Annotated in this window: 8 protein-coding genes; 2 read left to right on the top strand and 6 right to left on the bottom strand. The window is 64.6% G+C overall.

Features of this window, described 5'->3' with window-relative positions; genetic code table 11:
• Positions 1-129: 129 nt before the first annotated feature.
• The gene (locus tag R2N16_RS07845; protein ID WP_316665071.1) at positions 130-1,035 is read right to left on the bottom strand and encodes a flagellar brake protein; all 906 of its coding nucleotides are present in this window, start codon (positions 1,033-1,035) and stop codon (positions 130-132) included.
• Positions 1,036-1,202: 167 nt separating this feature from the next.
• Between R2N16_RS07845 and R2N16_RS07840 the strand changes: the two genes are divergently transcribed.
• Entirely contained in the window at positions 1,203-1,667 is a 465-nt protein-coding gene (locus tag R2N16_RS07840; RefSeq protein WP_316665069.1) for a GtrA family protein, read from the top strand.
• Between the two features lie 14 nt (positions 1,668-1,681).
• Here the strand turns inward: R2N16_RS07840 and R2N16_RS07835 are convergent, their stop codons facing one another.
• On the bottom strand, positions 1,682-2,164 hold the full coding sequence (locus tag R2N16_RS07835; RefSeq protein WP_316665068.1) for a hypothetical protein: 483 nt from the start codon (positions 2,162-2,164) through the stop codon (positions 1,682-1,684).
• A 654-nt stretch (positions 2,165-2,818) separates the two neighbouring features.
• Between R2N16_RS07835 and R2N16_RS07830 the strand changes: the two genes are divergently transcribed.
• The gene (locus R2N16_RS07830; protein ID WP_316665067.1) at positions 2,819-4,159 is read left to right on the top strand and encodes a diguanylate cyclase domain-containing protein; all 1,341 of its coding nucleotides are present in this window, start codon (positions 2,819-2,821) and stop codon (positions 4,157-4,159) included.
• A 79-nt stretch (positions 4,160-4,238) separates the two neighbouring features.
• Here R2N16_RS07830 and R2N16_RS07825 read toward each other — a convergent pair whose 3' ends face one another.
• The 4 genes from R2N16_RS07825 to R2N16_RS07810 form a co-directional block, all read right to left on the bottom strand.
• Positions 4,239-4,802 (bottom strand): acyloxyacyl hydrolase, encoded by a 564-nt coding sequence (locus R2N16_RS07825; RefSeq protein ID WP_316665065.1) that lies wholly within the window; start codon positions 4,800-4,802, stop codon positions 4,239-4,241.
• A gap of 300 nt (positions 4,803-5,102) precedes the next feature.
• Entirely contained in the window at positions 5,103-6,608 is a 1,506-nt protein-coding gene (locus R2N16_RS07820) for an efflux transporter outer membrane subunit (protein ID WP_316665064.1), read from the bottom strand.
• 2 nt (positions 6,609-6,610) lie between these two features.
• Positions 6,611-9,712: a multidrug efflux RND transporter permease subunit gene (locus R2N16_RS07815; RefSeq protein WP_316665063.1), complete on the bottom strand. Its 3,102-nt coding sequence runs from the start codon at positions 9,710-9,712 to the stop codon at positions 6,611-6,613.
• Complete coding sequence (locus tag R2N16_RS07810) at positions 9,709-12,843, bottom strand: MdtB/MuxB family multidrug efflux RND transporter permease subunit (RefSeq protein ID WP_316665062.1); 3,135 nt, start codon at positions 12,841-12,843, stop codon at positions 9,709-9,711. The genes R2N16_RS07815 and R2N16_RS07810 overlap by 4 nt, the downstream gene beginning before the upstream one ends.
• Position 12,844: the final 1 nt, after the last annotated feature.

The following is a 12,844-nucleotide window of genomic DNA, read 5'->3' as shown; positions in this document are numbered from 1 at the left end:
TCATAAGCCGAAAACCGGCCACAGTGGCCGATTGCGGGCATGTTTTCGTGTGAATCCGGCAGGGTTTTTTAACGTTTAACAGTAATGAATTCTGATCAAAGCGACGCGAATATCTGTTCTGTCTGGACGTTACACCATGCGCTGGCCACCCCAAAGCAACTGTTCGTAGATAAAGCACTGGAGCAGCATTTTTTGTGCCGCCACCAATTCGATGAATTCCACGCCGTATTGATAGACGTTGGGCAGGTCGGCCGGTTTTTCACTGCGTACGAGGGCCGCGGCCACCAGTTCGGAGTGGTAGTCGCGCGTTTTCACCCGGAAGCGCATCCGCGCCGGGGCGCCGCTGACTTCCAGCCGATGCGCGGAGCGGAACGACGCGCCCGTTGTGCTGATGTCCGAGATGTGGATCATGCGCGGCGGGTCGCCGCTGACCAGCATCTTGCCGACCACGTTGGCGCGCACGCGCAGCGATTTGCGCAACGTGCGATTCTTGATCCGCCGCGGCGGCGACAACACGACGTATTCGAACGGGATGCGGCACACCGCCATCACGGTGCATTCGAAGCTGGCAATGCCCTCGCCCGAGAAGGCGTGGACTTCCACCAGTTCGTCCTTGACCGGCATGACCGTGCGGCCGCTGTCGGTGGGCATGGTGATGAGCAGGTGGCGCTGCGGGCTGTAGCCCATCACGCGGGCGGCACCCTTGGTCTGGCCGGCGCCCGCAGTCAGTCGCACAGTCAGCATGCCGCCGGGGCGCAGGCCGAGCAGCTCCATGGCGATCGTGCGTTCACCCTCAGGGTCGTCGCCCATGTCGGGGAACATCGTGTTTGGGAACTGCGTATTGGCAAAGGCGGGCGCGGGCGCGGGTGTGCCATCGGACTGACGATGCGGCCGGTGCAGCGTGAACAGCAGGTCGATCTCCTCTGGCGAGTGGATGACGTCGCCCTTCGGGACGAGCAACTGCCCGTCGGCGTCGAGCATCGGCCACGGCAGGGGGATCGCAAGCGGAATGTCGAGAGGTTGAAGTTCGAGCATGGCAAATGGGGAGCCCACAGCCGCGCGGAGCCCTACGTTTCTATACGGCCAAATCTTGCACAACTTTAAGCGCACTTATTGTGCAGGGGCGGTGGCACGCGAGTTGCGGCCCCGCAGCCATGATCGAGCACAATGCGGGTTTCAAAGTGGATGGGGTGAGCGCGGCCATGGCATCTCGGCAGCATTTCTGGGCAGCGGTGGAGCAGTTTGCGCGCTATGTCGTGATCGGCTGCGGTGCAACGCTGGCGCACTATGTGGTGCTGTTCGGGCTGGTGCAGGTGGGCGTTTCGCCCTGGCGGGCATCGGTGGCGGGCAGCGTGATCGGTGCCACGCTCAACTACTTCATCAGCCGGCAGGCCGTCTTCAACAGCACACGCGGGCACATCGGGGCGATGGTGCGGTTTGGCCTGGTGGCTTTTCTCGCGCTGGGGTGCAATGCGACCATCATGGCGATCGGCCTGGGAATTGGCCTGTATTACCTGATCGCACAAGTGTTCGCCTCGGCCATCACGGCAATCTTCAACTTTCTGGCGCACCGCTACTGGACGTTTCGTGATGCCGACGCCATCGGGGCGCCCACGGAGCCGCAACCGACCATCGTGCCGGAGCAACCCACGCACAACGGGCCCTGAACGGCCCTGCCGCGTTAATACCGGCTTGCCACGCTCTGCAGGCCGGCAGCGGTTTCCGTGACAAACGTCACTTCGTCGATACCGTCGGCGGGTTGGGGTGGGCCGTCGTCGCGCAGGCGCTCGACCACCAGATGGACATCGATCACATCGGCCACGCCGGACGCTTCCAGCGAAACGAGTGCGGCCAACTGCGCAATCGCAAACGTATCCGCGAGCAGCGGCGTGTCATCGTGGAGATCGCCGGCAACGCGTGGCGGTGGGGTACTGCCACCAGCCCGCCCGGTGTGCTGCGCCGTCTCACGTGCGCGATAGGCGAAGTAGGCGTCGGCAAAGTGCACGCGGTGCGCATCGAATACGCGCACGGCGGCGGTGAGGGCGTCGTCCACCCAGGTCGGATCAACGGGCGCCGTGCCGGGCTCGGTACCTTCGGGCAGGCCCGCAAGCTTGAGCGCATACCGATGCGTCTGCGTGCCGGGGGCGACAAAACTCAATTCCATACGACCTCCCACAACCGCGTGCGTATGTGCCGCGGCTTGCCGTGTTTGACTTCGCCCCCCGAAGCGATATTGAAGAATAGTAACGGAGCAGGCCGTTTGCGCATTTCGTTCTTCCGGATGAGGTCGGGGGGCTTGTCTTCACATTAAGACATTCACACTGTGGAGATTGCGCCTCACCCGGGGAGGCAAACGGTTGCGTGACTGCGCCGTTTGCGCGACCTAACCGAACGGCTAGCTGCTTCGCGGAGGGGGCCGGTGTACAGTTGCCGGATGTCTGGCGACGCCGGACAGATGTCGACAATCGACGTCGACAAACGCAGACGGGAATGACGCGGGGCGCGTTTCCTTCGCGTCATCTCGCGCACGAGGGGACCCAAAGCGCGCACGCGGTCCATGTCCCCTCGCGGGAAGGGATTGCCCCGTTAACTCGCGGCTTCTATAGTCCGCCTCGATTCGTGCGCTTGCAACGCACCAAGGTCTGTCATTGCCAGCCGCCAACTGGGCCGCGCAGACCACGAGACCGGTTACGGGGATCACGCCAACCGCCACCGCGCGCGCCTAACGCAACCATTGCGTCATGGGGCACCCGGCGGCGCGATGGCCACTACATCAGCCACCCCCCCGGGACTGCCGCATTCGCGAAACAGCATCGCCATGCTTGAGGACCACCACTTGTACAAGGCTGCGATCGAACATTCGCCGATAGGAATCGGCCTGTGCGCGCCGGAGGGTCGCTTCCTCGACGTGAACCGTGCGCTGTGCACGCTGACCGGTCACGAAGCACAGGCGCTGCGCGCGCGCGATCTGTTCGACCTGTGCCACCCCGACCACACGGAACGCACGCGAGATGGTGTCGAGTCGCTGCTCGCCGGGCAGCGCGATGCGCTGTCGATGGAAACGCGCCTGGTGCGCCAGGACGGTACCACCGTGTGGGTGCAGACCGACGTGGCGGTAGCGCGCGACGACGGCAATGCGCATCTCGTCGTGCAGATGCAGGACGTGACCGCGCGGCGCCTGGCGCTGGAATCGCTGCGCGCGTCGGAGCAGCGATTGGCCTATGTGCTGGACGGCGCGGGGCTGGGTACGTTCGACTGGTCCACGCGTGCGCGGCATGTTTCGTTCAACCGTCGAACGGCCGACATGCTCGGTTACGAGCCAACGGATCTGTCCAACGACCCGAATGCGTGGTTCGCCATGGTGCATCCGCAAGATGCCGCGTTGAGCGTGCGACGCATCTACCGCCATATGCGCGGCGATGTCGACAGCTTTGAAATCGAGCAGCGCATGCGCGCGCGCCACGGCCAATGGATCTGGGTGGCCGCGCGCGGGCGCGTGACCGAGCGCGATGCACGCGGCACGGCCACGCGTGTGAGCGGCACGCTGCTCGACGTGACGCAGCGGCGCACGGCGCTGGATCAGGCGCACCACCTTGCGTTGCATGATCCGCTGACGGACTTGCCGAATGCACGTTTGCTTCGCGATCGCCTGTTCGTCGCCATCCAGACGGCGCGTCGCGCTCGCGGCCAGGTTGCCGTTGTGTTCATCGATCTCGATCGCTTCAAGCCTGTCAACGACGAGTATGGCCACGCCGTGGGCGACCTCGTCCTGAAGGCGACGGGCATGCGGTTGCGCAGCGGGCTACGTGCATCGGACACGGTAGCGCGCCTTGGTGGCGATGAATTTGTTGCCGTCCTCACGCACTGCGCCACACGCGACGATGTGACGCAAACCGTCGAACGCCTGATCGAGCAATTGCAGGCGCCGTTCCGTGTGGAGGGCCATGTGCTGTCGATGGGCGTGAGCGCAGGCGTGGCGCTGTATCCGACCGACGGGCGTGATGCACAGACGCTCATCCGCAATGCCGACGCTGCGATGTATGAGGTCAAGCGTGCCGGCGGCAACGGCCTGGGTTTCCATGCCTCGCTCAACTACGAGCGGCTGATGGGCATGCGATCGCGCGATCGCGATCTCGACGGCGAAGCCGACGCGCGTTAATCCACCACCGCGCGCAAAAACAAAACGGCCCGCCGCGAAGGCAGGCCGTCTTTCTCTAAGCGTCGCAAACGTCCAGGTCTTAGAACGTATAGCGCAGGTACAGCTCGTTCAGATCCGTGCCCGGGTTCGGGCGCTTGACCGACGCGTTCGACACGTGTTCGAAGCGGTAGCCCATCTGGAATTGCTGTTTGCTGCCGAAGGCCACACCCACGCCGATCATGTCGGAGAACTGGAAGGCGGTGCTGAAGTTGTGCTCATCCGACGTGCGGGTGTGCGACAGCAGGCGCGGGCCAACGCCAGCTTCAATGAACGGCACCCACGAGCCGCCGCGCTTTTCGATGCGGAACAGCGGCGTCACGCCGAACTCGGTGAGGTTCTGGCGGTTGGTGCCCTTGGTCGAGCGCCATTGGCCCAGCGCCACTTCCCAGTCCAGGTTCACGAACCAGCCTTCCGGGTTGCCCCAGTGGAAACCCGAATCGAAATCCAGATCGACGCCGTACTTCTCGATGCCGTGCCTGTTGTCCTTGCCGTAGATGACGCGCACGGACGGGTCAGCCTGCGCAGGCAGGGCGGCGAACAGCGTGGCGGCACCCAGGGCGGTGGCCAGCAGCTTGGCGGAAAGGGGAAGCGCGGATCGGATCATCAGAGAGGGCAGAGTCAGTTGAGCGGCGCGCGTGAATCAGGGCAACAGCGTCGGCAACCATGCGCGCGGCGGACATGGTGGCAGGCAAACAGACGGTCGGGACGGCACCAGTGCAGGCTTGCAAGGCAGCGGTGGACGCAATTTGCGCGCCTGCTGCTGCATCACTGCCCGGATGGTCGGGGCGGTCTGAAATAAATTCCGACGATTATAGGGGGAACTCTCCCACTGCGTGCGGGCTTACGCACAAGGGGATATTGCCGGTGGCGAAACGTCGCCGGCCCACCGGCAACCCGAGAAGGGTTACTGCACGGCTGGCGCGGATGCCGGTTGCAGAGCTGCCTGGCCGACCGCCGGCACTTCGCCGTGCCACCCCCCGCCCAGCGCCTTGACCAGCAGCACCGCTGCCGAATACTGCTTGCCCTGCAGCGTGAGCAGCGTGCGCTCGGCACTGTAGGCCGTGGCCTGTGCAGTGATGACTTCCAGGAAGCTCACCGTGCCCGCGCGATAGCGGTTCAGGTTGAGTTGCGCGGCTTCCTGCGCGGCCTTGACGGCATCGGCCTGTACCGCAAATTCCTGCGTTTGCCAGCGCAGCGCGGCGAGGTTGTCCTCGACGTCCTGGAACGCGCCGAGCACGGTCTGGCGGTACGTTGCAACCGACGCGTCGTAGGCCGCGCCGGCCTTGTCGACGGCGGCGGCACGCGCGCCGCCATCAAACAGCGTGGCGGCCAGCGTCGGGCCGATGGACCAGACGCGGCTCGGCAGCGTTGCCAGGCGTGAAAGTGTGTTGGCCGTCAAGCCGGCCGATGCCCCCAGCGTGAGCGTCGGGAAGTACGCGGCCTTGGCCACGCCGATTTGCGCGTTGGCAGCGGCCATGCGGCGCTCGGCGGCGGCAATGTCGGGACGGCGCTCCAGCACGGCCGATGGCACTTCCAGCGGAATGGCGGGCAAGGCCGGCAAGTCTGCTGCGCTGGCGGCGGTGGCCGGGGCCAGCGAGAATTCCGCCGGTGGTTTGCCGATCAGCACCGCGATGGCGTGCTCAAGTTGCGCACGGGTGACTTCGGTATCCAGCAGCAGCGCTTGCGACTGCTTGAGCTGCGTCTGCGCGGTCAGCACATCCGAGCGCTGTGCCACGCCCACGGCGTACTGGTTTTGCGTGAGCTTCAGGAAGCGCTCGTAATCGGCAACCGTGCGCTGCAAGACGGCCTTCTGGGTATCTGTGACACGCAATTGAAAATAATTCTGCGCAAGCGTCGCCTGCGCGGAGAGCAAAGCGGACGACAAATCACCGGCGCTGGCTTGCGCACTGGCCTTGTTCGACTCCACCGATCGGCGGATGCGGCCCCACAGGTCCAGCTCCCAGCTTGCGTTGAGCGACAGGCTCTGCGAGTTGAGCAGGCTCGGGTTGCCGGTCGACAGGCTGCCGTCCGGGTTGACCGAGGTGCGGACCGAACGACTGCGCGTGGCCGATGCACTGGCACCCAGCGTCGGGAAGAACGAAGCCTGCGCCGATTGCACCAGCGCCTGGGCCTGACGGTACTGCGCCTCGGCCACAAGGATGTTCTGGTTGGCGGCGGCCACCTGTTCTTCCAGCGCGTTCAGTTGCGGGTCGTTGAAGATCTCCCACCACTTGCCGCGGGCAGTGGCGTCGCTCGGGTCGGCGACTTTCCAGTCGCCGGCTTCCTTGTATTGCTGCGGCACTTCGGCATCGGGGCGCTTGTAATCGGGTCCGACCGCGCAGGCCGAGACGAGTGCGCACGCGGCCAGCGCGAGCAACGAGGTACGAAGGGCTTGAGTGCCTCTTGTCATGTTCAGCTTCCTTGCGAATCCAATGCGGGCAGCGGTGCGTCCTTGCTGCGGCCGGCGCGACGCAGGCGCAGCCGGTCGAGCGCCAGGTAGACCACCGGCGTGGTGTAGAGGGTCAGGATCTGGCTGACCAGCAGCCCGCCGACGATGGACACGCCCAGCGGCGTACGCAGCTCAGCGCCGTCGCCATGGCCAAGCGCCAGGGGCAGGGCGCCCAGCAGCGCTGCCATCGTCGTCATCAAGATCGGCCGGAAGCGCAGCACGCAGGCGTGGAAGATCGCGTCCGCCGGGCTCATGCCCTGGCTGCGCTCGGCCTCCAGCGCGAAGTCGATCATCATGATCGCGTTCTTCTTGACGATGCCGATGAGCAGAATCACCCCGATCAACGCGATGATCGAAAAGTCCGTGTCCGTGATGATCAGCGCCAGCAGCGCCCCAACACCGGCCGAGGGCAGCGTCGAGAGAATCGTGATGGGGTGCACGTAGCTTTCGTACAGCACGCCAAGCACGATATAGATGGTGATGAGCGCAAACAGGATCAGCACCGGCTGGCTGGAGAGCGAATCCTGGAATGCCTTGGCGGTGCCCTGGAAGCTGCCGTGCACGGAGGACGGCACGCCGATGCGGTTCATCGCGTCCTGGATGTCCTGTGTGGCACTCGACAGCGATGCCCCCGGCGCCAGGTTGAACGAGATCGTGCTCGCCGCGAACTGCCCCTGGTGGTTGACCGCCAGCGCCGTGTTGGTCGGCTCGTAGTGTGAGAACGTCGACAGCGGCACCTGCGCACCCGCCGACGTGATGACGTAAATGTCACGCAGGCCGTCAGGGTTCTGCCAGTACTGCGGCGCGGCTTCCATCACCACGCGGTACTGGTTGAGCGGGTTGTAGATGGTCGACACCTGGCGTTGTCCGAATGCGTTGTTCAGCGCGTTGTCGACATCGCTCGGGTTGATGCCAAGCGATTTTGCCTTGTCGCGGTCGATGACGAGAGAGGTCTGCAGGCCCTTGTCCTGCGTATCGGTGTTGACATCTGTTAGCGATTTCAACTGCGTGAGCGCCTGCTTGATCTTCGGGTCCCACGTGCGCAGCTCGTTCAGGTCGTCGGCCTGCAATGTGTACTGGTACTGCGCATTGCTGGCCCGCCCGCCCACGCGGATGTCCTGCACCGACTGCAGGAACAGGCTCGCGCCTGGCTCACGCGCCAGCTTGCCGCGCAGGCGGTTGATGATCTGGTCGGCAGACATCTTGCGCTCGGCCAGCGGCTTGAGTTGGATGAACATCTGCCCGGTATTGCGCTGACTGCCGCCCGTAAAGCCGACCACGTTCTCCACCGCCGGGTCTTGCCGGACGATGGTGATGAAGTCGGTCAGCTTCGTACGCATCGCCTGGAACGAGATCGACTGGTCGGCCTGGATGAAACCGATCACGCGGCCGGTGTCCTGCTGCGGGAAAAACCCCTTCGGCACGATGACGTACAGGTACACGTTCAGGCACACCGTCGCGAACAGGATCAGCAGTGTGAGCCAGCTGTGCCGCAGCGCCCACGCCAGCGAGTTGCGGTACATGTCGAGCAGGAAGGTGAAGAAGCCTTCGGTCTTGCGGTGGAACCAGCCGTGTTCTTCTTCGGCGGCGGGCTTGAGCAAGCGCGCGCACATCATCGGCGTGGTGGTGAGCGACACCACCAGCGACACCAATATGGCCACAGACAGGGTCACCGCGAACTCGCGGAACAGCCGGCCCACGATGCCGCCCATCATCAGCAGCGGAATGAACACGGCAATCAGCGAAAGGCTCATTGACACCACCGTGAAGCCGACCTCGCGCGCCCCCTTGAGTGCCGCCTGCATGGGCCGCATGCCGTTCTCGATGTGGCGCGAGACGTTCTCGAGCACCACGATCGCGTCGTCCACTACAAAGCCCGTCGCCACGGTCAACGCCATCAGCGAGAGGTTGTCGAGGCTGTAGCCGCACAGGTACATCACCCCGAATGTGCCGATCAGCGAGACCGGCACCGCCACGCTGGGGATGAGCGTCGCCCGCACGTTGCGCAGGAACAGGAACACCACCATGATCACCAGCGCGATCGACAGAACCAGCGTGCGCTCCACATCCCTGAGCGAGGCGCGGATGGTGGGCGTGCGGTCCATCATCACATCGAGGTTGATCTGCGCGGGAATGGTGTTGCGCAGGTACGGCAGGATGTCGTTGATGCGGTCGACCGTGTCGATGATGTTGGCGCCCGGTTGCCGGCTGATGATGAGCAGCACTGACGGCTTGCCGTTGGCCGAGCCGTAGTTGCGGATGTCCTGCACGCTGTCGGTGACGTCGGCCACGTCGGCCAGCCGCACCGGCGAGCCATTGCGCCAGGCGATGATGAGCGACTGGTATTCGACAGCCTTCTTGGCCTGGTCGTTGGCGTAGATGGTCCAGACGCGCTCGCCGGATTCCATCATGCCCTTGGGCTTGTTCGCGTTGGTACTGGTGATGACGGTGCGAACGGTCTCCATCGAGATGCCGTACTTGTTCAGCGCCATCGGGTTCAGCTCCACCCGCACCGCCGGCAGCGATGCACCGCCGATGGTGACCTGACCCACGCCGTTGATCTGTGACAGCTTCTGCGCAAGGATGGTCGAGGCCGCGTCGTACAGCTCACCGCGCGACTTGGTGTCGGAGGTCAGCCCCACGATCATGATCGGCGCATCGGCCGGGTTGACCTTGCGATACGTCGGGTTGCTCGGCAAGCCCGAAGGCAGCAGGCTGCGCGAAGCATTGATGGCAGCCTGCACATCGCGCGCGGCGCCGTCGATGTCGCGCGACAGATCAAACTGCAGCGTGATCCGCGACGAACCGAGCGAGCTGGACGAGGTCATCTCGGTAATGCCCGCGATGCGACCCAGCGAACGCTCCAGCGGCGTCGCCACGGTGGCCGCCATGGTCTCGGGGCTGGCGCCCGGCAGCGAGGCATTGACCGAGATGGTCGGAAAGTCCACCTGCGGCAGCGGTGACACCGGCAGCAGGCGGAACGCCGCGATACCGGCCAATGCCACGCCGATGGTCAGCAGCGCCGTGGCAACCGGCCGCGCGATGAAGGTGGCGGACAGGTTCATCGCGGTCCGCCAGATTGGTTGGTGCCCGCGGCGCCGTGGCGCCGGGCGGCACGGCGTGCACGCCAGTCACGCAGGCGTTCGCCCAGGTTGTCGAAGGCCAGATAGATGACCGGCGTGGTGAACAGTGTCAGCACCTGGCTGACCAGCAGGCCGCCCACCATCGTGATCCCCAATGGCTGGCGCAGCTCGGAACCCACGCCCGTGCCCAGCATCAGCGGCAGGGCACCCAGCAGGGCGGCCATGGTCGTCATCAGAATCGGTCGGAAGCGCAGCAGACACGCCTGGTAGATGGCGTCGCGCGGGGCCATGCCTTGCTCGCGCTCGGCCTCCAGTGCGAAGTCGATCATCATGATCGCGTTCTTCTTGACGATACCGATCAGCAGGATGATCCCGATGATGGCAATGATGCCCATGTCCTTGCCCGACACCAGCAGCGATAGCAGGGCACCCACGCCGGCCGACGGCAGCGTCGACAGGATCGTCACCGGGTGGATCGTGCTTTCGTACAACACGCCCAGCACGATGTACATCGTGATGATGGCCGCAAGGATCAGCCACAACTGGTTCGACAATGACGCACGGAACGCCAGCGCTGCACCCTGGAAGCTGGTTTGCATGCTGGCCGGCAAGCCGATTTCCTGTTCGACGGCATTGATCGTGTCGACCGCCGCGCCCAGCGAGGCACGCGGTGCCAGATTGAACGAAATGGTGGCCGCCGGGAATTGGCCCTGATGGTTCACCACCAGCGAGCCGGGCTGCTCCACCACCGTGGCGAACGCGCCCAACGGAATCTGCTGGCCGCCGCTCGATGCCACGTGCAGGTCGTACAGCGATTGCGGCCCAAGCTGCATCTTCGGGTCCGTTTCGAGCACCACGCGGTACTGGTTCGATTGCGTGAAGATGGTCGACACCAAGCGTTGGCCATAGGCGCTGTACAGCGCGCTGTCGACCGCCGCCATCGTGATGCCGTACACCGCCGCTTTGTCGCGGTCGACCTGCACGTAGGCGCGCAAGCCGTTGTCCTGCAAGTCGCTCGCCACGTCGCGCAATTCGTGGGTCTGCTGCAGGCGTTCAACCAGTTTAGGCACCCACTTCGAGAGGTTGTTCGGGTCCGGGTCTTCCACGGTGAACTGGTACTGCGTGCGGCTGACGCGGTCTTCAATCGTCAGATCCTGCACCGGCTGCATGTACAGCGAGATACCCGCCACCTTGGCCAGTTCGGGCTGCAGGCGCTGAATGATCTCGGTGGCGTCGGCGTCCCGCTCATCCTTGGGCTTGAGGTTGATGAGCATGCGGCCGCTGTTGAGCGTGGTGTTCACACCATCCACACCGATGAAAGACGACAGGCTCTCCACGGCCGGGTCCTTGAGCACCACCTCGGCCAGCTTCTGCTGCCGCTCGGCCATGGCCGAGAACGAGATTGACTGCGACGCATCCGAAATGCCCTGGATCACCCCCGTGTCCTGCACCGGGAAGAAGCCCTTGGGCACCACCACATACAGCAGCGCCGTCAGCACCAGCGTGCCGATCGCCACGAGCAGTGTGCTCTTCTGCCGGTCGAGCACCCATTGCAGCATGCGGCCGTACCGCGCGATGACGTTGTCGAAGAACGTACCGGCGGCGTGATAGAAGCGCGATTGCTCGGCTTCGGGAATGTGCTTGAGCAAGCGCGCGCACATCATCGGCGTGAGCGTGAGCGACACCACGGCCGAGATCAGGATCGACACTGCCAGGGTGATTGCAAACTCGCGAAACAGCCGCCCCACCACGTCGCCCATGAACAGCAGCGGAATGAGCACGGCGATGAGCGAGAACGTCAGCGAGATGATGGTGAAGCCGATCTGCTTCGAACCCTTGAGCGCGGCCTCCATCGGCGGGTCGCCCTCTTCGATGTAGCGCGCGATGTTCTCGATCATGACGATGGCATCGTCTACCACGAAGCCGGTGGCAATGGTGAGCGCCATCAGCGTGAGGTTGTTGATCGAGAAGCCCGCCAGGTACATCACCCCGAACGTGCCCACCAGCGACAGCGGCACCGCCACCGCCGGAATGACCGTGGCCGGCACGTTACGCAGGAACAGGAAGATCACCATCACGACCAGCGCCACGGCCAGCATCAGTTCGAACTGCACGTCCGATACCGAGGCGCGAATGGTCGTGGTGCGGTCGGTCAGCAGCGACACCTGCACGTTGCCGGGCAGGGTGTCCTTGAGCTGCGGCAGCAATGCCTTGGCGCGGTTCACCACTTCGATCACGTTGGCCCCGGGCTGGCGCTGCACGTTCAGGATGATGGCCGGGGTGGCGTTGGACCACGCGGCCAGCTTGCTGTTTTCAGCGCCGTCAATGATCTGTGCCACGTCGGTCAGCCGGATGGGCGCACCGTTCTTGTAGGCGACGATCATCTTGCCGTACTCGGCGGCCGACTTGAGTTGATCGTTGGCGTCGATGGTGGAGGCGCGCATCGGGCCGTCGAAGCTGCCCTTGGCGCCATTCACGTTGGCGGTGCCGATGGCGGTGCGGATGTCGTCGATCGACAGCCCCAGCGCTGCCAGAGCCGACGTGTTCGCCTGGATGCGCACGGCGGGTCGTTGGCCGCCGCTGATGCTGACCAGGCCAATGCCCGGCAACTGCGACAGCTTTTGCGCGATGCGCGTGTCGACCAGGTCTTCGAGCTTGGGCAACGGCATCGTGTTGGAGGTGATCGCCAGCGTGAGGATCGGCGCGTCGGCCGGGTTCACCTTGCTGTAGATCGGCGGCATCGGCAGGTCGTTCGGCAGCAGGTTGCCGGCCGCGTTGATGGCCGCCTGCACTTCCTGCTCGGCAATGTCGAGCGAAAGCGACAGATCAAACTGCAGCGTGATGACCGAGGCGCCGCCCGAACTGGACGACGTCATCTGCTTCAAGCCCGGCATCTGCCCGAACTGGCGCTCCAGCGGCGCGGTGATGGACGAGGTCATCACGTCGGGGCTGGCACCCGGGTACAGCGTCGTCACCTGGATGGTGGGGTAATCGACCTCGGGCAGGGCGGAAAGCGGCAGCATCCGGTACGCCACCAGGCCCGAGAGCAGGATGGCGACCATCAACAGCGTGGTCGCCACGGGCCGGAGGATGAAGATTCGGGAGGGATTCATG

Origin of the sequence: Ralstonia psammae, from assembly GCF_958405935.1 — a bacterium.
Lineage (GTDB): Bacteria > Pseudomonadota > Gammaproteobacteria > Burkholderiales > Burkholderiaceae > Ralstonia > Ralstonia psammae.
Note: the sequence above shows the minus strand (reverse complement) of the source record. Positions and strands in the feature narration are given on the sequence as shown.